At 68.7% G+C, this 20,730-nt stretch carries 20 protein-coding genes and 1 pseudogene; 10 read left to right on the forward strand and 11 right to left on the reverse strand.

What is annotated here, in order from left to right; genetic code table 11:
• Window positions 1–216 precede the first annotated feature (216 nt).
• The 3 genes from ABIC21_RS18710 (at window position 217) to ABIC21_RS18720 (ending at window position 4,086) form a co-directional block, all read left to right on the forward strand.
• Window positions 217–2,115 (forward strand): O-antigen ligase family protein, encoded by a 1,899-nt coding sequence (locus ABIC21_RS18710; RefSeq protein WP_354351880.1) that lies wholly within the window; start codon window positions 217–219, stop codon window positions 2,113–2,115.
• A gap of 57 nt (window positions 2,116–2,172) precedes the next feature.
• Window positions 2,173–3,381, forward strand: coding sequence for an acyltransferase family protein (locus ABIC21_RS18715; protein WP_354351881.1), 1,209 nt, complete (start codon window positions 2,173–2,175; stop codon window positions 3,379–3,381).
• A gap of 102 nt (window positions 3,382–3,483) precedes the next feature.
• Window positions 3,484–4,086: a hypothetical protein gene (locus ABIC21_RS18720; RefSeq protein WP_354351882.1), complete on the forward strand. Its 603-nt coding sequence runs from the start codon at window positions 3,484–3,486 to the stop codon at window positions 4,084–4,086.
• A 90-nt stretch (window positions 4,087–4,176) separates the two neighbouring features.
• On the opposite strand, the gene ABIC21_RS18725 is transcribed toward ABIC21_RS18720, so the two are convergent.
• Complete coding sequence (locus ABIC21_RS18725) at window positions 4,177–4,578, reverse strand: VOC family protein (RefSeq protein ID WP_354351883.1); 402 nt, start codon at window positions 4,576–4,578, stop codon at window positions 4,177–4,179.
• A gap of 10 nt (window positions 4,579–4,588) precedes the next feature.
• Window positions 4,589–5,026, reverse strand: a complete 438-nt coding sequence (locus ABIC21_RS18730) for a helix-turn-helix transcriptional regulator (protein WP_354351884.1) — start codon at window positions 5,024–5,026, stop codon at window positions 4,589–4,591.
• A 260-nt stretch (window positions 5,027–5,286) separates the two neighbouring features.
• Here ABIC21_RS18730 and ABIC21_RS18735 point away from each other — a divergent pair, with 260 nt between their 5' ends.
• On the forward strand, window positions 5,287–5,490 hold the full coding sequence (locus ABIC21_RS18735; protein ID WP_024365339.1) for a cold-shock protein: 204 nt from the start codon (window positions 5,287–5,289) through the stop codon (window positions 5,488–5,490).
• 112 nt (window positions 5,491–5,602) lie between these two features.
• On the opposite strand, the gene ABIC21_RS18740 is transcribed toward ABIC21_RS18735, so the two are convergent.
• Together ABIC21_RS18740 and ABIC21_RS18745 are read right to left on the reverse strand one after the other, a co-directional pair.
• Window positions 5,603–5,953, reverse strand: coding sequence for a hypothetical protein (locus ABIC21_RS18740; RefSeq protein WP_354351885.1), 351 nt, complete (start codon window positions 5,951–5,953; stop codon window positions 5,603–5,605).
• Window positions 5,954–6,079: 126 nt separating this feature from the next.
• Window positions 6,080–7,888, reverse strand: coding sequence for an AfsR/SARP family transcriptional regulator (locus ABIC21_RS18745; protein WP_354351886.1), 1,809 nt, complete (start codon window positions 7,886–7,888; stop codon window positions 6,080–6,082).
• Between the two features lie 117 nt (window positions 7,889–8,005).
• Between ABIC21_RS18745 and ABIC21_RS18750 the strand changes: the two genes are divergently transcribed.
• The 4 genes from ABIC21_RS18750 to mgtA all read left to right on the forward strand — a co-directional run bounded on the left by ABIC21_RS18750 (window position 8,006) and on the right by mgtA (window position 12,399).
• Complete coding sequence (locus tag ABIC21_RS18750) at window positions 8,006–8,200, forward strand: hypothetical protein (protein WP_354351887.1); 195 nt, start codon at window positions 8,006–8,008, stop codon at window positions 8,198–8,200.
• A gap of 199 nt (window positions 8,201–8,399) precedes the next feature.
• Complete coding sequence (locus tag ABIC21_RS18755; RefSeq protein ID WP_354351888.1) at window positions 8,400–9,221, forward strand: MBL fold metallo-hydrolase; 822 nt, start codon at window positions 8,400–8,402, stop codon at window positions 9,219–9,221.
• Window positions 9,222–9,383: 162 nt separating this feature from the next.
• Window positions 9,384–9,644, forward strand: coding sequence for a hypothetical protein (locus ABIC21_RS18760; RefSeq protein ID WP_354351889.1), 261 nt, complete (start codon window positions 9,384–9,386; stop codon window positions 9,642–9,644).
• Between the two features lie 88 nt (window positions 9,645–9,732).
• Window positions 9,733–12,399 (forward strand): magnesium-translocating P-type ATPase, encoded by a 2,667-nt coding sequence (gene mgtA / locus ABIC21_RS18765; protein ID WP_502936027.1) that lies wholly within the window; start codon window positions 9,733–9,735, stop codon window positions 12,397–12,399.
• Between the two features lie 128 nt (window positions 12,400–12,527).
• Here the strand turns inward: mgtA and ABIC21_RS18770 are convergent, their stop codons facing one another.
• The 3 genes from ABIC21_RS18770 to ABIC21_RS18780 all read right to left on the reverse strand — a co-directional run bounded on the left by ABIC21_RS18770 (window position 12,528) and on the right by ABIC21_RS18780 (window position 13,511).
• Complete coding sequence (locus ABIC21_RS18770) at window positions 12,528–12,860, reverse strand: hypothetical protein (RefSeq protein WP_354351891.1); 333 nt, start codon at window positions 12,858–12,860, stop codon at window positions 12,528–12,530.
• Window positions 12,861–12,954: 94 nt separating this feature from the next.
• On the reverse strand, window positions 12,955–13,260 hold the full coding sequence (locus tag ABIC21_RS18775) for an alpha/beta fold hydrolase (RefSeq protein WP_354351892.1): 306 nt from the start codon (window positions 13,258–13,260) through the stop codon (window positions 12,955–12,957).
• 68 nt (window positions 13,261–13,328) lie between these two features.
• Window positions 13,329–13,511, reverse strand: coding sequence for a PspC domain-containing protein (locus ABIC21_RS18780; RefSeq protein ID WP_354351893.1), 183 nt, complete (start codon window positions 13,509–13,511; stop codon window positions 13,329–13,331).
• A 109-nt stretch (window positions 13,512–13,620) separates the two neighbouring features.
• Between ABIC21_RS18780 and ABIC21_RS18785 the strand changes: the two are divergent.
• A pseudogene (locus ABIC21_RS18785) lies at window positions 13,621–13,833 on the forward strand (YciI family protein); the annotation flags it as partial.
• A 46-nt stretch (window positions 13,834–13,879) separates the two neighbouring features.
• Here ABIC21_RS18785 and ABIC21_RS18790 read toward each other — a convergent pair.
• Entirely contained in the window at window positions 13,880–14,053 is a 174-nt protein-coding gene (locus ABIC21_RS18790) for a hypothetical protein (protein WP_354351894.1), read from the reverse strand.
• 72 nt (window positions 14,054–14,125) lie between these two features.
• Between ABIC21_RS18790 and ABIC21_RS18795 the strand changes: the two genes are divergently transcribed.
• Window positions 14,126–15,481 carry a MinD/ParA family ATP-binding protein gene (locus ABIC21_RS18795; protein WP_354351895.1) on the forward strand — a complete coding sequence of 452 codons (1,356 nt, stop codon included), beginning with the start codon at window positions 14,126–14,128 and terminating at the stop codon, window positions 15,479–15,481.
• On the opposite strand, the gene ABIC21_RS18800 is transcribed toward ABIC21_RS18795, so the two are convergent.
• Genes ABIC21_RS18800 through eccCa form a run of 3 tightly spaced genes read right to left on the reverse strand, consistent with a single transcriptional unit; the run spans window position 15,478 to window position 20,728 of the window.
• Entirely contained in the window at window positions 15,478–16,392 is a 915-nt protein-coding gene (locus ABIC21_RS18800) for a DUF6177 family protein (protein ID WP_354351896.1), read from the reverse strand. The genes ABIC21_RS18795 and ABIC21_RS18800 overlap by 4 nt on opposite strands.
• On the reverse strand, window positions 16,389–16,769 hold the full coding sequence (locus ABIC21_RS18805; protein ID WP_354351897.1) for a hypothetical protein: 381 nt from the start codon (window positions 16,767–16,769) through the stop codon (window positions 16,389–16,391). The genes ABIC21_RS18800 and ABIC21_RS18805 overlap by 4 nt, the downstream gene beginning before the upstream one ends.
• The gene (eccCa, locus tag ABIC21_RS18810; protein ID WP_354351898.1) at window positions 16,766–20,728 is read right to left on the reverse strand and encodes a type VII secretion protein EccCa; all 3,963 of its coding nucleotides are present in this window, start codon (window positions 20,726–20,728) and stop codon (window positions 16,766–16,768) included. The genes ABIC21_RS18805 and eccCa overlap by 4 nt, the downstream gene beginning before the upstream one ends.
• Between the last annotated feature and the right edge of the window lie 2 nt (window positions 20,729–20,730).

Consider the following 20,730-nt stretch of genomic DNA (forward strand, 5'->3'; position numbering starts at 1 on the left):
GGCCACCGCCAGCACTTATGTTCTGACGGCCACTGACCTGGGGAAGACGATGACCGTGACGGTGACGGGTTCGAAGGCCGGGTATGTGACGGCGGAGAGGACGAGTCTGGCGACGAAGGCCGTGGCGGCAGGATAGCCCGCCGGGTCCGGCGGCCCGACGGCCCCAGAAGTCCCAGCAGCAAGTTTGTCCACACAGCAACATCCACTAGGAGACCCGTGCCCTTCCCAATCCGAGCGTTGGAGCGGGCGCGGGTCTTCGCGCCCCCGGCATGCGTGTGGCTGGTGGCCTCTTCCGTCGTGGTCTTCCAGCCGGGCGGGCTGTTCCGATTCACGTGGGTCAAGGTGGTCTGGCTGCTCCTTGCGGTTGGAGCCGGAGCCCTCGTTCCGGCCGGGGGCCGGCTGCCGCAGAACATCCGGTGGGCCATGGGGGCCATTGCCCTGGTGCTGGCTGTCTCGATCGCGTTTTCCGCAAATCCGATCGCCAGCTTCCTGGGGCGCTGGCCTCGGTTCGAGGGTGCACTGGTCATCGCGCTGTACTTCGCGGTCTTTGCCCTGGGCGCCAAGGTTCTCGGCGGCCCGGCTTCCGCACGGCGGTGGGCTGCCTTCCGCACTGCGCTCACCCCAGCTGTTGCGATCGTCGGCGTCATCAGTGCCTGCGAGGCGGCCAGCTTCCGGCCCCTGGGGGGAGCCGCCGATCTGCGGCCCGGGGCCACCCTCGGCAACGCCACGGACCAAGGAATTATCGGCGTCATGGCGGCCGCTGTGTTGGCGCTTCCGGCCCTGCGGGGTGGGAACTGGCTGGCCCGTATCGGTCTGGCGGCCGCAGTTCTGACAACGGTCCTGTCAGGTTCCCGCGCCGCGATCCTCGGCATGGCCGCCGTCGTCGTTCTGTTGACGGCGACGGCAATGCCGCCGGTGGCAACCCGGGGCCCCGCCCGGAACCGAGCCATAGGTGCCGGTGCTGCCGCTCTGTTCGTGGTGGGAGCGGGCGCGTTTGCCATTCCTGCCACCCGGGAGCGGCTCTTCAGCGCCGATACTGTCAACGGCCGCTGGCTCTTGTGGGATGAGAGCGTGCAACTTGTCGCCGACCATCCTTGGGCCGGCGTCGGCCCAAATGGGTTCGTGGATGCAATCACCGATTACCACACGCTGGAGTGGGCCGCACGTGTGGGAGGTACCTTCCCTCCGGACTCGCCGCACTCGTGGCTCCTTCAAGCGGCCGCGGTGGGTGGACTTCCCCTGCTGCTGGGGGCGGCGCTGCTGACTCTCTTAGTTTCGCGCCGTGCCCTGGAGTGCATCCGCACTGCGGAACCGGGGGTGGACCGCGACAACCTCGGCGGAGCCGTGGCGGCCGTGGCCGCGTACGGCCTGATGCTGCTCACAGCCTTCACCTCGCCGGCCACCACGCCCGTGGCGGCGTTCATTTGCGGCGGCCTGGTGGCGACGTCGAGAGCGGCCGTGCTGCCGGCCAGGCAGCCCGCGAAAGGGATCCCCGCAGTCCACACCGGGAGTTCCTTCCCGGCGGCAGCGGCGGGATCGGGACTGCTCGTAGCCCTGGGGCTCGGTCTGGCTGTGCCGGCGGCTATCGCCGAATGGCCGATGGCGGCAGCGGCATCCGCCGTCGCGTCCGGCGACCTGACGACGGCGGAACGTCAGTTCCAGCGCGCTTACAGCCTGCGGCCCTGGGACTCGGATACCGCGCTGCTGGCGGCACAGGCCTTCGCCGGTCCGGCCGCGGACGGGGATGCCGTGGCCGCGAAATACGCCATCGAATGGGCGAGCATCTCCTTGGACCGGACGCCTGACTCGTCCGAGGCCGGCCTCGTCCTCGCCATCGGCTACATCAACAGTGGAAGCCTCGAACAAGGCAGGGACACCCTCGATCGGGTCATCGAGCGTTCCCCCGCCGAGTCTGCCGCTTACCTGCACCGGGGAGTCGCCAACTTCGGCCTCGGAGACGTTAACGGCAGCATCGCGGACCTCGCTGCCGCGGCGGAACGGGCTCCTGAGTCAGCGGAGCCCTGGATCATCCTGGCCAGAATCTACGACCGACTTGGAGACGCAGAGGCGGCAGGGCAGGCGCAGGCCCGTGCCGAGGAGCTGGGCGCGCGGTAGCCGTTCCGCGGCAGCGGTGATCCGTCCCGAATGTAACGAACTGGTAACATGGGGTCAATGCGCTCTAACTCTGGTCAATCACGAGTCACGCAGCTGGATGGCCTCAGGGGGATTGCGGCCCTGCTGGTTGTCGCCTGCCACGCCCTGTCCACGCTCCCGGGAATCGGCAATGTTGTCAGCGGCAACCGCTCCGCAGGGCTCGGTCCGGCGGAAGCGTGGGCTGTTTTCTCGCCGCTGCACGTCCTCTGGAACGGCACTCCCGCCGTCCATGTGTTTTTTGTGCTGTCCGGCTTCGTTCTGGTGCTGCCGTTCACCAGGCCCGGCGCGACCGCGAGCTGGGCCCAGTACTACGCCAAGCGCTTCTTCCGGCTGTACTTGCCGGCTTGGGCGTCCCTGGCGGTGGCCGTTGCGTTGATTGCCGTGATTCCCCGGTCGGCGTCGCCGCTGCAGAGCCCGTGGGCGGACATGTACGTGATCGAGCCCAGCGTGGGCCAGGTCCTCAAGGACGGTCTGCTCCTGCTGAACGCCAGCACCATCAACACCCCGCTGTGGTCCCTGAAATGGGAAGTCCTGTTCTCCCTCCTGCTGCCGGTCTACGTCCTCATCGCTGTCCGCTGGCGGCGGTTCTGGCCCGTGAAAATCGGCCTTGCCCTCTTGCTGGCCGCGGTGGGAGCCCTGCAAGATGTGGAGTGGCTGTCCTATCTGCCGATTTTCGCCATCGGGGCGGTCCTGGGCGCTGAGCGTGAGCGGATCCGTGAGCTGACCCGGTCCTGGCCGCGCGTCGTCTGGTTCTTCGTGGCCGCCGCGGGACTGTTCCTGGCCAACGCGGAGTGGATCAGCCCCGAGCAGCCGGTCCCCGGCGTCGAGGCCGTTGTGACGGTGGGCGCGACGCTGATCGTCCTGCTGTTCGTGTCCTGCGGCTCGGCCAAGCGGCTCGGTGACACGGCGGCCGCGCAGTGGCTGGGACGCGTGTCCTTCAGCCTCTATCTGGTGCACCTTCCGATCATCCTGGCGAGTGTCACCCTGCTGCGGTCCGTCTCGCTGCCTCTGGCGCTCGCCGTCTCCGTCGCAGCCTCGTTCGTGGCAGCCGAGCTGTTCTACCGCTACGTTGAACAGCCCTCCCACCGCCTCTCGATGGCCGTGGGGCGCGCCGTGGGGCGCCGGACCCGCCGCGACGCACCCGCGGACGGTCGGGCCATCCCGCAGCCTGCAGAAGTGGCTTCGCCTGCAGCTGCGCCGGAATACGCTGGTTCCCGCTCCGGGTAGCAGCCTGCGCCGGTACCTGCCGCGGCATGCCCGGGGTGTGGGATAGGCTCGCCTGCGACCGGAACAAGCATTGATTCCAACTGAAGGGGGCAGGGAATTTCCTTGGATCTACTGGGCGGCCTGAGCCGCGACGAACTCCGCATCTATTCCTGGGTTGCGGCCGCCGTTTTCGCGCTCGTGGCCGGCGTCTGGCGTCCGCGCGGGCTTCATTGGGCGGCGCTCGGTTCCGTCCTTCTCCTCGCCGGCCTCAACGCCGGTGCCGGGATCTATGTCCTGAACCATTTCGGTGATTCGCGCTGGTCGGCAGGGGGAGACCCGCCGCTGAGCGCTCCGTCGCTTTCCGGGACGCCTCTCGTGGGGCAGTTTCTGGGCCCCCTGGACTCCGCACTGAACGGCGTGGTCAGTGGGGTCAACGACTTCCTGGCATTCCAGCAGGCACTTCCCATAGCGCTGGACTTCCTTGCCGTGTCCGGCTGGGCCCTGCTGGTGTCGTTCCCGCTTGCCATTCTTGCCGCCGGCATCGGTTTCGCCGCGGCCAGGCGCCGAACGGCGGACTTCGCCAAATACCGTGCCACCGTTGACCTGCTCAAAGATGAGCTTGAGCAGGTCAAGCGGCAGCTCTCGTCAGGGAATTCCGTCGGCACGGCACTCCCTGCAGTGGACGAGCCCACTGACGCGCGGCACGGACTAACGCGCAGAGGATGATTCAGTTCGGTGCCGGTGCCGGTGCCGGTGCCGGTCCCGTCACGAGCCACCCCGCGGCGGCGTTCGTGCTTTCGTTCGCGTCTTCGCGCGTCAGGCCTGGTTGAACCGGACCATATTGCCGGACGGGTCGCGGAAGGCGCAGTCGCGCGGGCCCCAGGGCTGGACGATGGGTTCCTGGAGGACCTCCGCGCCGGAGGCCCGGACCGCCTCGAACGTGGCGTCCAGATCGTCCGTGCGGAACACGAGGATCGGGAGGGCGCCCTTGACGAGCAGCTGCTGGAGGGCGTCGCCGTCGTCCTGGGAGCGGCCGGCGTGCGGAACGGAGAGCACCAGCTCCAGATCCGGCTGGGCCATGCTGCCGAGGGTGACCCAGCGCTGCCCGTCCGAGCCGACGTCGTTGCGGACCTCCAGGCCGAGCACGTCCCGGTAGAACGCGAGCGACTCGTCGAGGTCGTTGACGGTGATTTGTGCGTACTGCAGTGAAATGTTCATGTGATCCACGCTAGGGCAGCGGGCGTGGCGGCGCTTCTTCAATCCTGCTCGGTTTGCGCGCAGGCCGCGTGCGCAGCCGGGCAATGCACGGCGGCATGGCCTTGACCGCGTGATGCTCCCGGACCCGGTACTCGCTGGGCGACATGCCGACGATCTCGGTGAACCGCGAGCTGAACGATCCCAGCGACGTACAGCCCACCTCCATGCAGGCATCCGTCACGCTGGAACCGGCCCGCAGCAGCGCCATGGCGCGTTCGATCCGCCGGGTCATGAGGTAGTTGTACGGCGTCTCGCCGTAGGCCGCCTTGAACTGGCGCGAGAAGTGCGCCGGGGACATGAGCGCACCGGCAGCCATGGTCGGCACATCCAGCGGCCGGGCGTAGTCACGGTCGATCAGGTCCCGGGCCCGGCGCAGGTGTGCCAGGTTGGCCAACTCCTGCGGTGTCATGCCGCCATTCTAGATCCGCCCCACGTTCCGGCGGAGGGGCCCAAAAAGAGGCACCGGAGGGGCCCCGGCGGCCGCAGTGGTAAGCCGCCCCGAAAATCTCCTGTAGAGTTGATCCTGTTGTTGTGTTTATGCAGTTCGTAGTTCAGGCAGTACGCAAGGTTGAAAGACCTTGTTCTTCTGAAGCAGCGGTTTTGAGCACCCCACACAGGAGGACCCGAAAGTCGGGACTTTTCCTCCACCTTCACGAAGGACAAAAAATAATGGCTACTGGTACCGTCAAATGGTTTAACGCTGAAAAGGGCTTCGGCTTCATTTCCCCCGATGACTCCTCACAGGACGTCTTCGCACACTACTCCGCGATCGCCTCTTCCGGCTTCCGCTCCCTCGAAGAGAACCAGAAGGTCTCCTTCGAAACCGAGCAGGGCCCCAAGGGTCCCCAGGCCGTAAACATCCAGGCTCTCTAAGACTTAGCTTTCAGCTAACTCTTCTGAGTCCGGAACCTTACAGGTTTCGAGCAGGGTCCGTCTTTGACGGGCCCTGCTTTTGTTTAACCCGGGTGTGCTTCGTCAGCGGCCCTCAGCCGTCGGCTCGGTAATCGAGGACCAGGGTGGCCGGGATGGGCCCGGTGAGCATGTCCACCGTGATTCCGTGCACGCCCGCAATATGCTCACGGAACCACACGTCATAGGGATCCTCCGACGTGGCGAGCGTCTGATAAGCCTTGGCCAGATCCTCGGCTTCGTGGAAGAGGCAGGTGAAATCCCCCTGCGGGGTCTGCATGAGGCTGGCGACCTCCCGCACCAGGCCCATGCGCGCCCGCGAGGCTTCGTGCTCTGCCCTCCGCGGGCCCTTCAATGCCTCGACACCCGCCTTCCACTCGTCCAGTTTCCCTGGCAGGATCGGCGCGAACCACGTTATGCATTCCATGACAGATGTCCTTCCACAGTTGTGAGCACGGTGGCAATCCCATCGGTACAGCTGCATGGTAGTCCCGCGGACGACGGCGGGACAGGGCTTCCGGAATCGGCTCCGGACCCGGTCACCGCGGCAGGCTCACAGGGAGACGCCGTGGCGCTGGGCCAGGAACGCGGTCAGCGCGGGGTTGTCGATCTCCTTCGCGAGCCACGGCACGGCCTGGGCGGCGGCCCGGTCGCCGAGTTCCGCCCGGTGCGACTGCGCCCGGACCACGAACTCCCGCATCCCGCTCCGGCTGGCCAGCGCCGCCAGCCGTTCCACGAACTGTGAGGCCCGCGGCGAACCCGTGGCGATGGCCACTTCCGCCGCGACATCCAGCAGGCGGGCCGTGTACCAGAGGTACCACGGCTTGGGTTCCAGGCCGCGGTCCACCCAGTGCTCCGCAGCAGCCAGATCACCGTGCGCCAGGAACAGCCGCGCTTCGGCACCGGCCGCCAGCGCCATGTAGCAGTGGTCGCCGGCGAGCTCGGCCATCACCCAGGACCGGTCAATCAGGTCCGCCGCGGCGTCCAGCCGGCCGGCGGCAAGGTAGGTTTCGCCCCGGACGCCGGCGACAAACGGCTCGAACGCCGTCCAGTGCTCATCCGCGACCCCGTCCAGCGCCCGGTCCAGGGCGGCGGCCGCCAGCTCCAGGTCACCCCTCAGCAGGTGCACTCGTCCCAGCAGGGCCTCGCTGAACGCCTGCTGCCGGCGGTTCCGGACCGCCCGGGCCAGCCGCCTGGATTCCGCGAACGCGGCCACCGCATCGCCGTAGTGCGCGGTGTCCGAGGCCAGCATGCCCTGGATCGCCAGAATCCTCGCCTGTTCGTCCGGGATTCCCTGCGCCGCCTGCATTGCCCGCTTCAGCCAGCCGGCCGCACGGTCCGGCACTCCGCGCTGCACGGACAGGTAGCCCAGCTCGCGGAACGCCGCGGCGGCAGTGCGGGAGACGCCGTCGGGCGCTTCCGCCGACAGCGCTCGGTGCAGGAAATCGGCCACCTCGGCGCCGCGCCCGCCGGCCTGGTGGATCAGCGCCCCGGCCAGCGCCACCAGCGACTCGGCCACCAGGTGGCGGTCGGTGGTGCGCTGGGCCAGGACGACGGCGAGCCGCAGCTGGTCGAGCCCCCGGTCCACGGCCCCCGCCGACAGCGACGTGGTGCCGGCGTCGAGATAGGACCGGACGGTGGCCACGTTCGCGTGGAGCTCGGGGTCGGCGGCCGGGGCCGAATCGGACAGGGCCCGCCGGACCTCCGCCGGCAGCGGCAGTCCCAGCTCACGGTGGTAAAGCTCCGCGCACTTGGTGACCTCGTCGCGCGCCCGCCGGTGCTCGCCCAGGGCCACCAGGGCTTTTACGAGGACGGCCGTGCTGTCCGCGTGGAAGGGATCCCGGTGCAGTGCCAGGGTGGCCAGCCCGACGGCGTCCGCGGGGGCGCCCGCGGCCAGGGCCGCCAGCGACGCTTCATACAGCAGCGACTGGATGCAGTTCTCGAGCCGGTACCGCTGTTCCGCCAGCCAGGAGTCAAAGACAGGGCTGTCCGCGAAGGAAAGCCCTTCCAGCAGCTGGCCGTCGAACGTCCGCGGGTCCACGCCGCGGCCGTTGGCCGAGCCGACCAGCTCCAGGGCGTCGCAGTGCCAGGGCGGCAGGAGGGTCAGCCGCAGCGGGTCGCCGGTGATGGAGACGCCGCCCAGGGTCCGGCGCAGCTCGGACAGGTTCCAGCGCAGGGCGCCCAGCGGATCCGCGGCGTCCGGGAACAGCAGCGTGGCGGTCCGGGAACGGCTGACGCCGTCCGGCTGCAGGGCGAGGTAGGCCAGCACAGCCCAGGCTTTGCGGCCCTTGGGCTGTGGGGGAGTGGTGCCTGGGGACTCGATCTTTGGCGGACCGAGGAGCCGAATCCACGTCTCGGCCATAGGAGTCATTTTACGCCGCGGGTGTCTCCGGCGCCGCGGGGATTTCACACGGTTGCTCACACGGCGGCTGCCGACACTGGAGTCATCCAATCCGCACTCCACCCCTGAGGAATCAAAATGGAACTGTTCGTTGTCCTGCTGTTCGGACTCGTGATTTTCGCCGGCACCGCCACGGTCCGCGCCATGCTGAAGGACGGCCACGGCCACACCCCCGTGGTACGGTCCACGGAATCATGGAGCACCGGCAGCCTGCCCAGCGAACCCTTCACGTCGGCCCTGGCCTGGTACCTGCCCGGGTCGCGGGTCCAGTAAGCGGTGACTGGCGCTGATATCGACGCCCTCTATCGCCGGTGCGGCGAACCACTGTGCGGGGCGGTGGGCCGGCGGCCCACCGCCCCGCAGTGTGTCCGGCTTGTGGAGTCCAGCGCTTCGCCCATAGTGCTTGCCATCTACTGCCGCTCGGTAATACCGTCTCGACAAGCGGTTGCACACCACAAGCGGAGGGCATTCCATGCTGAAGCAGGTCGCTGACGGCGTTCTGGTTCACGAGAGCGAGTTCATCCAGAGCAACTCCGTTGTCGTGCAGGGCAGGGACGGTGTGCTGCTCATCGACCCCGGCATAACGGGCGGCGAAATGGCGGCCCTCGCCAACGACCTTCGCGGGCTCGGCCAGCCCGTCGCGGCAGGCTTCTCCACCCATCCCGACTGGGACCACGTCCTCTGGCACGCGGCCTTCGGCGACGCGCCCCGTTACGGTACAGCCCGCTGCGCGGCTTCCATCCGGGATCTGCTGTCAAACGCGGACTGGGAGGACCGCATAGCCGGGGCCCTGCCGCCGGAGTTCGCCGAGGATATCCCGATGGACATGCTCGGTCTTATTGCCGGACTGCCCGCCGAAGCCGTGCAGATTCCATGGGATGGTCCCACGGTCCGCATCATCGAGCATCAGGCCCATGCCCCGGGCCACGCGGCGCTGCTGATCGAGGAGCGCGGCGTCCTCGTCGCGGGCGACATGCTTTCTGACATCCTGATGCCGTTCCTCGACCTGGAGGCCGCGGATCCGATCGGGGACTACCTCGCCGCGCTGCTGCTGTTCGAGACCGTGGCCGACGACGTTGTTGCCGTCATCCCCGGTCACGGCTCAGTCGGCGGAGCCGGTCAGCTGCGAGCACGGATCAAACTGGACCGCGCGTACGTGCAGAAACTGCGCGACGGCGGTGTTCCCGACGACCCGCGGGTCGGTCCAGCGGCCCCGTTGGAGTGGCTGCCCGATGTGCACAGATGGCAACTGCAGCGGCTCGCCGAAAGAGAGAAGAACGGGACGGCCGAATAACGGCCACGTCCCCCTGGCGGGCCTGGTCGAGGGATTGCCGCCGTCGGACGGTCTTCCGGAACGTTGCCCGCGCCGGATACATTGGGCGCAGGTGTGCAGTTCCTGCCGGGGTTCATCTTCGGCTGATCGCAGGCAGCCCGAGCCGAAAGGGTACACGGCCTTATGAAACTCGCCATCGAGTACTCGTTTCGACTCCGGTACCAGGACAACATCCACGAGGTCATCGTCCCGGCCGCCCGGCTTCTGGACGTTCCCCTGGACGTGGAGGCGGTCCGCCGCGTGGTGGAAGAGGATGACACCTTGCTGGCTGAGCTCTTTCGGGACTTCCTGCCGCAGTACCGGCTGATGGTGAAGGATCCCGGCTTCTGGTCCAAGGAGCTGGAGCGGGACGACGAGATGATCAAGCTGGTGGAAGTGATTTGAGAACGAGGAAATGAAACACCTCGCCAAATTGGATAGGTCAGGCATGCCAGCCAACGGCGTCCAGGATTGGGATCTCCGGCACTTATCGATGGTTGATGCGGCCAGGATGCCCCCGGCCACGGTCCTGGCAACTATGGCATCCCCGCCTGCCGGGCTTTCCGGTGAGGACGCGGCCAGGCGTTTGTCCCTCGTGGGGCCAAACGCGGTACGCACTCATCGGGCGAGCGGATGGTCGGTCCTGGGCCGGCAACTGCGCAGCCCCATCCTCATCCTGCTGCTTCTCACGGCCGGGCTCTCGCTTTTCCTCGGCGACGTCACAAACTCGATCGTGATCGGTGTAATCCTTCTGATCAGCGTCGGGCTGGGTTTCAGCAACGAATTCCGCGCCGAACGTGCCGCGGAGGCGCTGCACTCCCGTGTCACCCACCGCGCCGTCGTGGTCCGCGACGGAGCACCCCAGGAAGTTGACGTCACCGCACTGGTGCCCGGCGACATCGTGCACCTGGCCATCGGCGCGATCATCCCCGCCGACATGCGGCTGCTGAGTGCGAAGGACCTGCTCTGCGATGAGAGTATCCTCACCGGGGAGTCGATGCCGGTCGGTAAGGACCCCGCCCCGGTCCCGGGCGCAATGGCGCTGGGGGACCTGACGTCGTGCCTGTTCATGGGGACCGTGATCCAGGCCGGCAACTGCACCGGTGTGGTGGTTGCCACCGGCGGGCGGGCCGAATTCGGCCGGATCGCACTTGACCTCGGCGAGCGTCAGCCCCAGACCGAATTCCAGCTGGGCCTCCAGCGCTTCTCCTTCCTGCTGCTCCAGGTGGCGATCGGCCTCACGTCCCTGATCTTCATCGCAAACCTGGTGCTGCAGCGGCCGGTGATCGAGTCGCTGATGTTCTCCCTCGCGATCGCCGTCGGGATCACACCGCAGCTGCTGCCCGCCATCGTCAGCACGAGCCTGGCCACAGGTACCCGGCAACTGGCCAAACGCAAGGTCCTGGTCAAACGGCTGGTCTGTATTGAGGACCTCGGCGACATGGATGTCCTGGTGACAGACAAGACCGGCACCCTGACGGAGGGCCGGATCAGCTTCACCGCGGCCCTGCCCGTTGGCACCGGCGTCTCCGCCGGTGAGCTGCTGACCCTGGGGCTGCTGGCCACCGATGTCGAGTACGCGGAGTCCCAGGCGTCCCCGGTGGGCCTGAACCCGCTGGACGCCGCGCTGTGGGCCTCCGCCGGTGCGGCTTCTTTCGAGCCCGGAAGGTATGAGCGCCTCGACGTCATCGACTTCGACCATCTGCGGCGGCGGACCAGTGTGCTGGTCAGCGAAGGAGGGGCCGCGGCCCGCATCATCACCAAGGGGTCGCCGGAGGATGTCCTGGCGCTCTGCGGGGACACACCGGCCGGTGTGCGGGCGATGCTGGACGAACAGTTCGACGCCGGATCCCGGGTGGTGGCCGTCGCCACCCGGGCGGCCGATGGCCTGGCCGCGATCGGCCCTGCCGACGAAAGAGACCTGGTCCTCGCAGGCTTCCTCATCTTCCTGGACCGGCCCAAGGCAACCGCCCGTGCCTCCCTGGACCGGCTCGAGGAGTTAGGAATCACGGTCAAGGTCGCCACGGGTGACAACCCAAGGGTGGCCGAAAAGGTCTGTGACGAGCTCGGGGTGCTCTCCGGCGGAACGCTGACCGGGGCAGCGGTCGAAGCCATGACCGATGCGGAACTGGCCGCCGCTGCACGTGAGGCCAGCATCTTCGCCCGCGTCTCGCCCGAGCAGAAGGCCAGGATCATCAGGCTGCTGCGGCAGAGCGGGGGGTCCGTCGGGTTCATGGGCGACGGCGTCAACGACGCGCTGGCCCTGCACGCCGCGGACATCGGCATCTCCGTCGACAGCGCCACCGACGTCGCCAAGGATGCCGCCGACATTGTGCTGCTGGACAAGGACCTGGGCGTCCTGGCTGAAGGCGTGATGGAAGGCCGGCGGATCTTCGCGAACACCATCAAGTACGTGCTGATGGGAACCTCCAGCAACTTCGGCAACATGTTCAGCGCCGCCACCGCCTCCGTGGTGCTGAGCTTCCTGCCAATGCTGCCGGGGCAGATCCTGCTGAACAACCTGCTTTACGACGCCGGCCAGCTCGCCATCCCGGGGGACCGCGTCGACAAGGAACAGCTCCTGGCACCCTCGCACTGGGACATCGGCTTCATCCGGCGCTTCATGTTCCTTTTCGGCCCGATCAGCTCACTGTTCGATTTCGCCACGTTCGCCCTGATGCTGGTCGTCTTCGACGCCGTCCCCGGCGAATTCCGGGCCGGCTGGTTCATCGAGTCCATTGTCACGCAAACGCTGATCATCTTCGTCATCCGTACCCGGCGGGTGCCTTTCTTCCGCAGCCGGCCGTCCCTGGGCCTGGTCGGCGCGTCAGCGGGCGTCGTGGCCCTCGGCATCTACCTTCCGTTCTCGCCGCTGGCCGGTGTGCTGGGCTTCGATCCGCTGCCCGTCCCGTTCTTCCTCGCCTTGTTGGGGATGGCCGCGATGTACCTGGTACTCGTTGAAATCGCCAAACTCTGGTTCTACTCGCGCGCCGCTCAGCAGCCTGTCCTGCCCAGGCCTGCAGGGGGCCGGGGCCGTTCCCACCACATCGCACGACGGGCCGCACGGTTCAGCACTTCGAATGCCGGACACATGCTCCATCACCGGGGTCCCAGCAGAGGCCGCCGGAAAACGAAGCCCGCAAGGTCCGCAACGACTTGAGCACCCGCCCCGGGCGCATGGAATTGATCGGTGACGAACCGGCGTTCCTCATTGACGAGGGGGGAGTTCATCCCAGTGGGTCGAAGCGCTGATCGCCGAATCCACCAGCGTCAGGGGGCCGAGAGACTTTAGGACCAGCCTTCGAGGGCCATGGAGTAGACAGCGTACAAAAACGCCGCGGAGGTGACCACCAAAGCGATGGTCCCTGGGATCCTTCCTTGCTTCCCGGTGATCGAGAGGATCCCCAGGAAGACGGCGTACAGGGTCAGAGGGATAGTGAAGAACACGTAGAGGCTGCCCAAGCCCAGCCCTTGGGGGCCACTTCCTACTGCCAGGGAAGCGAAGGTCGTTACGACGGCATTCACGATGACCAGGATCAGCGCAAGCAAACCGACCGTGAACTTCCCTTTTCGACGCGGCGCAGGCTGGATGCGGTAGCGGTCTTCCGGTCCCGTCCCCATAAGGGTGACGGTACCTCATGCCCTTCTCAATGCCACGAATATGCACAAACCTGAACCACCCGAATCTGGCAAAACCATACGACAGCGCGTCGCGTCAGTTGACGGCGGCGCGGTGCCTGCCGTCGGCGCGGTCCCAGTGCTCACACAGCAGCCCGCCCAGCCGTTCGGGTTCGATCCGGTGCGGGGGATCGAAGTGGTGGCGGTCTTCGAACACCTCGAGCCGGAAGTCGGGGAAGACCGTGGACAGACGCTCGGCAACGTGCCCGAACTGGTCCGGGTTGCCACGGCCACCGACGACGAACAGGACCGGAGCACCGAAAGCGGCCAGCCGGCCGCGGTCCAGGTCGTAGCTCCGGAACGTGCGTAGGAAGGCAGCGATGCCGGCCGGGCGCCTGGCCATCCACGGCGGCAGGGTGCAAGGGACTTTCGCGCGCCGGCCGGCCGGTCAGCCGCCGTCGGGTCTGACCGCTATTTAGCCTTGGGGATGAGGATCCACAACGCGATGTAGACGAGCTCACCGACGCCGAAGAGGCCGAAGAAAGCGAAACCGAGGCGGACCAGCGTCACCGAGATTCCGAAGCGGCCTGCAATCGCCGCGCAGACTCCCGCGATGATCTTGCGGTTCCGTGGCCGCAACAGTGATTGTTCCATCCAGCCAAGGTAGCAGTGCGGTCCCGCCATGAGAACAGCCCCGGCGGATCCTTGCCCGGCTGCAAACCCCGGCCCGGCCGGTCCCCTTTGCGCGGCACGATGGCGTCGCGGCGGCATTGATGAGAGTGTCCCGCCGGTCATGGTTGAGGGCGATGGGACCGTGCGTGAGGGCACATATCCGCAGACGGCGCAGCTCGAAGGCGGCTACTCGGTGCTGGAGCTGCCTTCGTACGAGGCGGCCCTGGAGTGGGCCGCGAAGATCGCGGTTGCCTGCCGTTGCGCGCAGGAGGTGCGCGCTTTCCAGTACGATCCCGCCAGCTAGGCCTCGGCTGGGTGACACTTAGCCCACCCGCCGTCGGGTCCGGCCCCTACTTGGCCTTCGGGATGATGATCCACAGCACGATGTAGGCGAGTTCCTTGCCACTCGTGGGCCTAACCAGTGATCGTTCCATCCAGCCAAGGTAGCAGCGCGGACCGGGCAAGAGAACAGCACAGCAGGTGCCCATGACGAGATCGGTCCGGCTGCCGGTCCGCTGTGACAAGAACTCGCCCGGCAATCCGGCTAGGATCACTGGGTGGCGTCGTGCGGCGTCCAGCGAGCTTGAGGAGCAGGGATGGAATTGGGGGCCACAAAGGTTGAGGTTTTCGCCGACGGCAAGGTTTCCGTAGGCGGGGAAGCCATTTCACCCCCGGCAGGCCGTGACCCCTACACCGCTGCCATCGCCGTCCTCGCCGAGTACGCCAAGAGCTCCGGAGGCCCTGTGCTGGCGGAGGCAACAGACCACGCCAACGGCCAGCAGGGACACTTCCAGGTGTATCCCGACGGCCGCGCCGAGCCCGTGGCCGCACCGGTCGGGAGAACTGACGTTCCGTCCGCCCCCGCCGTCCCGCCCCGGCCCACCGACGCTCCAGCAGCAACCCCAGCCGCAACCCCACCGGCGGCCGAACAGCCCGCCGCGCCCGGGCCCGCCGACCCCGGGCCCGCCGCGTCGTTCCCGCTGCACGCGCCCCTGGCCGCCCCCGCGGAACCGGCCCTGCAGCCCTACGGCGGCGCGCACGTGGAAACCCAGTTCGTCCGGCCGGACCGTCCGCGCCCCACCTCGGGCCTCCGCGGCGCGGTCTACTCGGCCACCGGCGGCTTCGTGAACCTGGGCCCCAGCAGCAAGGACCAGGACGAGGCGGAACTGGAGCGCCGGATCGCCCGGCCCCTCTCCGGCAGCTTCAACACCGCCATCCTCAGCCTCAAGGGCGGCATCGGCAAAACCTCCACCACAGTGGGCGTCGGCATGATCCTGGCGGAATACCGCGGCGACCACCCCTGCGCCATCGATGCGAACCCGGACAGCGGTGACCTCGCGGAGCGCGCCCTGGGCGAGATGCTCTACCAGAAGGTGAAACCCCGCACGGTGACGGACATTGTCCGGGATCTGGACCGCATCACCTCGCTCACCACCCTGACGGACTACATGCACCACGCCAACCGGCTGCACCTCGTGGCTGGAGAGCAGGATCCCGCCCTGTCCGACGCCCTCACGGCCGCCGAATACCTCAGGATCAAACACCTGGTCTCGCAGTACTACTCCGTCACGCTGACGGACTGCGGCACCGGGGTTTCGCACCCGGCCATGGCCGGTGTCCTCCCGGAAGCCACCAACCTGGTCATCGCCTCCGGCTACGCGGTGAGCGGCGCCAAGCGCGCACGGAACACCCTGCAGTGGCTGGCCGACCATGGCTACGAAAACCTGGCCCGTAACGCGATCGTGGTGGTCACGGACAAGGACCAGGTCTCCAGCCGGGTCAACAAGCGGGCCATTGAGGAGCACCTTGCCGGCTACTGCCGGCAGCTCATCACGGTTCCGCACGACCGCGCAGTGGCCGACGGCGACCGCGTCTCCCTGGACAAGATCTCCGCGTCCACCCGCCGGGCCTACAAGGAAATTGCCGCCGCCATCGTGGACGGGTACGTCTAAGGCCCGCCCAGGATCCTCTGCTGCACCGCCCGGGACCGGCCCAGGTCCCACGCGCCGCTGTCGCGGAAACGCAGCACGAGGTGCCGGAAAGGCGCGACGCCGGCCAGCTCGGCCGCCGCGACGGCGGCCACGTCCGGGTCCGCCGGTACTCCGCGGTGCCAGGCCGGTCCCAGGACCAGGAGCTCAGGGACGCGCAGGTGGTCCGCCCCCGCCCGGACGCCCAGCCCTTCGGCACCAAAGTGACGCTCGATGGAGAGCTCCTGGACATTCGCCGCCAGGGCCGCCGCCGCGGCTCCCTGCTGGTCCGGAGCCTCCTGCGCGCCGGCGGCCGGGCCGCCGCGTCCCGCCGGAGTTTCCCGTTCCACAAGCACGTCGAAGGCCTCCACCACGCCCGACTCCGTCCGGTACGCCGTGACCGCCCCCGCGAATCCCGGCCCGGCGAGCAGAACGCTCGCCACCGGCATGCGCTGGCGCAGCCAGACCGTCAGCTGGTCCGGATCCCAGGGACTGCCCAGCGGCTCGGACAGGCCCATCAGCTCCGGGGCCAGCCCGGTACAGGAGTGCAGCAGCCCGGCCGTGAACTCGCCCACCCGCAGCCGGCCGGTGGCCTCATGCAGCACGCTGCCGCGGATCGCGGTGGCGTGCCAGTCCGTGCGGCCCTCCGGCAGGGACGCCCCGGTGGAGCCGTCCGCCAGGGCGCCCCCGGCCGCGGGCGTCACCCAGGGGATGCCCGCGGACCGGAGAAACGCGAGCAGGGGGTAGCTGGGCTGCGCGCCGCGGTCCGTCCGGACCGTCACAACCCGCTGCCCGGACGAGTTCAGCACCGCGCCCCGCAGCCCTGCCAGCACCGAACTGCTCAGCCAGGGCCGCGGGCCGGACAGCGGCACCACCGTCAGGGGCGCGCCGCTCATGCGCCCGGGTCCGCGGTGATGAGCTCGTTGGACTGCGGATCGATGACCAGGCCCCGGGTGCCGGCCACGGCGATGATCAGGAACTGCCGGACCGCCTCCGCGGTGTCCTTGTCCGCGGGGCAGTTGACCTCGGCCACCCATCCGCCGCGCGGCAGCTGAGCTGCGGCCCGGGCGCCGAAAATCCGCCCCAGCTCCCCGGCCGGGACGCGGTGCGGGGCGTTCAGGAGGGCCAGGTCCTCGCCGTTGAACCCCAGGACCAGGTGCTCCGAGCCCTCCACTGCGGCCAGGGTGAACTTGTCCTCGAACTGCGCGGAGGCCTTGGCGAGCAGCCCCAGCCGGGGGTCCTGCTCGCAGACCAGGTGGAAATCGTAGCTCACTGCTGGGCCTCTCCTTCGTGGTGGAACGTCTGGAGCACCACCGGCGGCCGGCTGGGCCGCAGGATCCTGGCCCGCCCGGTCACGAGCGGTATGGGCCGCTCACCGTTGGCGATGACCCCCTCGGACCTGTCCCCGGAGAACAGGATCACGGGGGAGCCCGCGGCCCGGAGGCCGGCGATGAACGGATCGTGGACCGTGACGGCGGCGCCACTGGTCCGGCCGGTCACCAGGGCGTGGAGCCCGACGTCGGCGCCTGAGGGAAGGTAGCCGGCCAGCGGCCGCAGGGGCTGGTTGCCGGTGGCGACCAGGATGTCGTAGTCATCCACCAGCAGCACGATCCTCGGCGTCCGCACCGGCGTCGTGCTGCCGTCGCCCAGCCGGTCACGGACCTGGCCGGCGACGAACTCGGCCAGCTGGGCGGCCCGCTGGCCGTTGGCCGCGTATTCCCCCAGATAGCCGTCCGGGATGAAGTTCTGGAGCTGCTGGCGCGGATCGAACACGGCGAAGACCAGCTCGCCCGGCTGGTGGGTGGCCATCAGCTGCGCCGCGGCCACGCGGAGCAGATTGGTCCGGCCGGTTTCCGGGTCGCCGAAGATGACGGCGCCGCGGTCGCTGCCCAACAGATCCAGCTCCTCCACCCCGGCATCCTGCTCGCGGATGCCCAGCGCGATCCCGCCGGCGACGGGGCGGTGGTCCGGCGGGAGGCCCACGCGCTGCGGAAGGACCCGGACCGGGGCCGCCCGCCGCGCGGAGTACCGCCGGAGCACGTCGGAGAGCTCGCCGAGCTCCTTGCCGGTGGCGTCCGGGTCCGGGCTGTCGGACAGCGACGGCAAGGCGAACTGGCCGATGGTCTTGGCCATGGTCAGGGCCCTGCCCGGCCGGTTGGCGCCCAGGGTGCTGGCCAGCCGGCGGTCGATGGAGTCGGCGGGGTCGGAAATGTGGAGCTCGATCCTGTTGCCCAGCAGGGACTGCCGGGACATCCGGATCTCGGACCAGTTGCGGACGGTCACTAGCACGTGGACACCCAGGGAGCTGCCCCGGGTCATGACGTCGGTGACCACGTCCTCCAGCTCGGGGAATTCCGCGCCGAGGCTGCCGAAACCGTCGATCAGCAGGAAAACGTCCGTGCAGCTGAGCTCCGGGAGGCCGCCGCCCCCGCGCAGGGAGCGCATGGCCGGCAGTGAATCGATGGTGTGCCGGTCAAACGCGGCCTGCCGCAGGTGCAGCAGGTTCTGCACTTCCTCCAGGGTCCGCCGGATCAGCTCCCGGTTGCCGCGTCCGGCCACGCCGCTGCAGTGCGGGAGCCCGTCGAGTGCGGCCAGCGCATTGCCCTGCAGGTCCACGGCGTAGAGGTTGACGTCGTCCACGCTGTGGCTCAAGGCGAGCGACGCGGCGATGGTCCGCAGCGCGGTCGACCGTCCGCTTTGCGGGGCGCCGATGACGGCGAGGTTGCCGCCCCGGGCCGTCAGGTCCAGATGCCACGGCCCCTGCCACTGCTGCGCCGGATCGTCCAGGATGCCGACGGAGGGATTGAGGTACCGGGGCTGCCGGAGCCGCGGCCCGGCGGACGTCAGGTCCAGGGCGGCGCCGGTGTTGCTGAGCGCCACGGCCCCCGGCAGGGGCGGCAGCCACACGTGTGGCGTCTGTCGGGGTTGCGTGGATGCGAATCCCACCAGCGACGTCAGGATGGTTTCCGCGTTCTCCGGACCGGCGGGCTCCCGTTCCCGGGCGGCGGGGGGAACCGCGACGGCGGCCGCCGCCGCGGTGCCGGTGGCGTCCCGGTTGCCGCGGGCGTCGAGCCGGAAGGTGCTGACCGGAAGGACTGCGGGAGCGGTGTCGGCCACCTCGTCGTCCGGGGCGGGCAGCGCCACGGAGACGTACGCGGCGCGGAACCGTTTGAACACCGTGGTGTCCACTTTGAGGATGCCGTGGCCCGGAGTGCTGGGCAGGTGGTAGGCATCCGGCACGTCGATGATGGTCCGGCTTTCACTCTCCGAATTGGTATGCAGGGCGATCCGGTACGCGAGGTACGTCTCGAGTCCGCGGAGCATGCCGGATTCCACCTTCTGGGAGGCCAGCAGCAGGTGGATGCCGATCGACCGGCCGATCCTGCCGATGGAGAGCAGCAGGTCGATGAAGTCCGACCGCGCGGTGAGGAGCTCGCCGAATTCATCGATGCACACAAACAGGTACGGCATGGGTTCAGCCAGCTGCGGGTTGCCCGGATCGCTGTCCCGGGCCTGGCGGTAGTCGTTGATGTGGGCGAAGTCCCCGCCGCTTTTCAGCAGCTCCTGCCGGCGTTTGACCTCCCCGGAGAGGCTCGAGTAGATCCGGTCCACGAGGCTGGCGTCGCTGACCAGGTTGGTGACGAGTCCCGCCACGTGCGGCGCTTCCTGGAATGGGGCAAACGTGGCCCCGCCCTTGTAGTCCACCAGCACCATGTTCAGGTCCCGGGGGGAGTGCGATGCGATCAGCGACAGCACAATGGTGCGCAGCAGTTCGCTCTTGCCGGATCCCGTGGCGCCGACGCACAATCCGTGCGGCCCCATTCCCCGTTGGGCCGGCTCTTTCAGGTCCAGGTGCACCGGAGTGCCGTCCTCGTCCTCGCCGATTGCGACCCGGAGGAAATCGGCCCCGCGCGGCGTATCCCACAGCGCGAGCATGGCGTCCGCGGTGTAGCCGTCCAGGCCCAGGGCCTCCGCGTAGCTGCGGGACGATTTGTGCTCGCCGAACTCGTGGGACAGCTCGGAGAGCCGCAGCGGTGCCAGGGACCGCGCCACGGCCTCGGCCACCACCGGCGGCACCTGGTCGGCGCTGCCGTGGATGGCCTGGCCGGTGGCCGTGAACTCCAGGGTCAGCGCGTCCGGGGCCAGGGTCACGCGCAGGTCCACGGTGTCCGGCTCGTGCTGCTGCTCGGCCAGGAGGTGGATCCTGGTGATGGCCAGCTGGCTCAGCGGCAGCTCGGGCGGCATCCCGGGCAGCGGCCCGGCGTTGCGGCCGGGGAGGTCCGTGATGATGATCAGCCGCGGCAGCGCATCCGGCGACAGCTGCTGGAAGTTCCGGGCCGCGCTGCTCACGGCGGCGAGGCGCGCGTCCAGGGAGCTGCGGAGCAGTCCGGCCAGTTCCTGGGGCGATGCCGCCCAGCGGATCCTGCCGCGGTCCTGCAGGTGCGGCAGCCACTTGGTCCATTCCCACGCCGCGTCGTCCTGCCCGGCCGACAGGATGGCCAGCTCCAGGTCCTCGGGCGACTGCCCGGCCGTCAGCTGGCAGAGCAGGCTGCGGCACACCATCAGCGCCGTCTCGCGGTCGCCGACGATCGATACGTCGGACACGGAACCGAGGGGAAGCGTCAGCGGCATGTTGGGGGTGTTGCCGAAGCGCGCGCGGAGCTGGTCGGCTTCGGAGAGCATAAAGGCGTCCGGGCGTTCGACGGCGTCGCCGCTGTCCTGCACGGCTATCTGCCGCCGCGGGACGGTGCCCGTGCCGAACCGGGTGACCAGGAAGTCCTTGTTGGTCCGGCGGCGTTCCCAGAGCCGGTGCGGGTCGTTGATGACCTTCTCGACCAGGTGCTCGGTGGGCGGATGCGCCGTGTGGGCAACCGTCCGGGCCTGCTGTTCCTCGGTCTCGAACTCGTGCCGGCGCCGCCGCACATAGTCCATGTAGAGCCGGCGCTTCCCGGCCCGCTGCCGCGTGGCCTTGCCGCGCTGGGAAAACATCAGGGCCACAGACGCGAGCACCGTGGCCACCATCATGATCGCGCCGACGCCGGCCAGCGAGGAGCCGCGGAACAGCATCATGACCGTGACCGACGTGGCGGCACCCAGCATCGGCACCAGCGCCAACAGGTTCATGCCGCCGGCCCCGGCCGCCAGCTGGGGCGGCGAGTCTAGCTGGGTGGGCTCCGGAGCCTGCCCCGGCATGGTGGTGCGGGCCGGGCGGTGGACAATCCGTGTGGTCATGG

The organism is Pseudarthrobacter sp. PvP090, from assembly GCF_040547365.1.
GTDB lineage: Bacteria > Actinomycetota > Actinomycetes > Actinomycetales > Micrococcaceae > Arthrobacter.

Bases quoted from the DNA above. Each gene is read 5' to 3' on its own strand.
- ABIC21_RS18715 (WP_354351881.1), top strand. From the start codon at position 2,173: ATGCGCTCTAACTCTGGTCAATCACGAGTCACGCAGCTGGATGGCCTC.
- ABIC21_RS18725 (WP_354351883.1), bottom strand. From the start codon at position 4,578: ATGAACATTTCACTGCAGTACGCACAAATCACCGTCAACGACCTCGAC.
- ABIC21_RS18730 (WP_354351884.1), bottom strand. From the start codon at position 5,026: ATGACACCGCAGGAGTTGGCCAACCTGGCACACCTGCGCCGGGCCCGG.
- ABIC21_RS18735 (WP_024365339.1), top strand. From the start codon at position 5,287: ATGGCTACTGGTACCGTCAAATGGTTTAACGCTGAAAAGGGCTTCGGC.
- ABIC21_RS18740 (WP_354351885.1), bottom strand. From the start codon at position 5,953: ATGGAATGCATAACGTGGTTCGCGCCGATCCTGCCAGGGAAACTGGAC.
- ABIC21_RS18745 (WP_354351886.1), bottom strand. From the start codon at position 7,888: ATGGCCGAGACGTGGATTCGGCTCCTCGGTCCGCCAAAGATCGAGTCC.
- ABIC21_RS18750 (WP_354351887.1), top strand. From the start codon at position 8,006: ATGGAACTGTTCGTTGTCCTGCTGTTCGGACTCGTGATTTTCGCCGGC.
- ABIC21_RS18755 (WP_354351888.1), top strand. From the start codon at position 8,400: ATGCTGAAGCAGGTCGCTGACGGCGTTCTGGTTCACGAGAGCGAGTTC.
- ABIC21_RS18760 (WP_354351889.1), top strand. From the start codon at position 9,384: ATGAAACTCGCCATCGAGTACTCGTTTCGACTCCGGTACCAGGACAAC.
- mgtA (WP_502936027.1), top strand. From the start codon at position 9,733: ATGGTTGATGCGGCCAGGATGCCCCCGGCCACGGTCCTGGCAACTATG.
- ABIC21_RS18770 (WP_354351891.1), bottom strand. From the start codon at position 12,860: ATGGGGACGGGACCGGAAGACCGCTACCGCATCCAGCCTGCGCCGCGT.
- ABIC21_RS18775 (WP_354351892.1), bottom strand. From the start codon at position 13,260: ATGGCCAGGCGCCCGGCCGGCATCGCTGCCTTCCTACGCACGTTCCGG.
- ABIC21_RS18780 (WP_354351893.1), bottom strand. From the start codon at position 13,511: ATGGAACAATCACTGTTGCGGCCACGGAACCGCAAGATCATCGCGGGA.
- ABIC21_RS18795 (WP_354351895.1), top strand. From the start codon at position 14,126: ATGGAATTGGGGGCCACAAAGGTTGAGGTTTTCGCCGACGGCAAGGTT.
- ABIC21_RS18800 (WP_354351896.1), bottom strand. From the start codon at position 16,392: ATGAGCGGCGCGCCCCTGACGGTGGTGCCGCTGTCCGGCCCGCGGCCC.
- eccCa (WP_354351898.1), bottom strand. From the start codon at position 20,728: ATGACCACACGGATTGTCCACCGCCCGGCCCGCACCACCATGCCGGGG.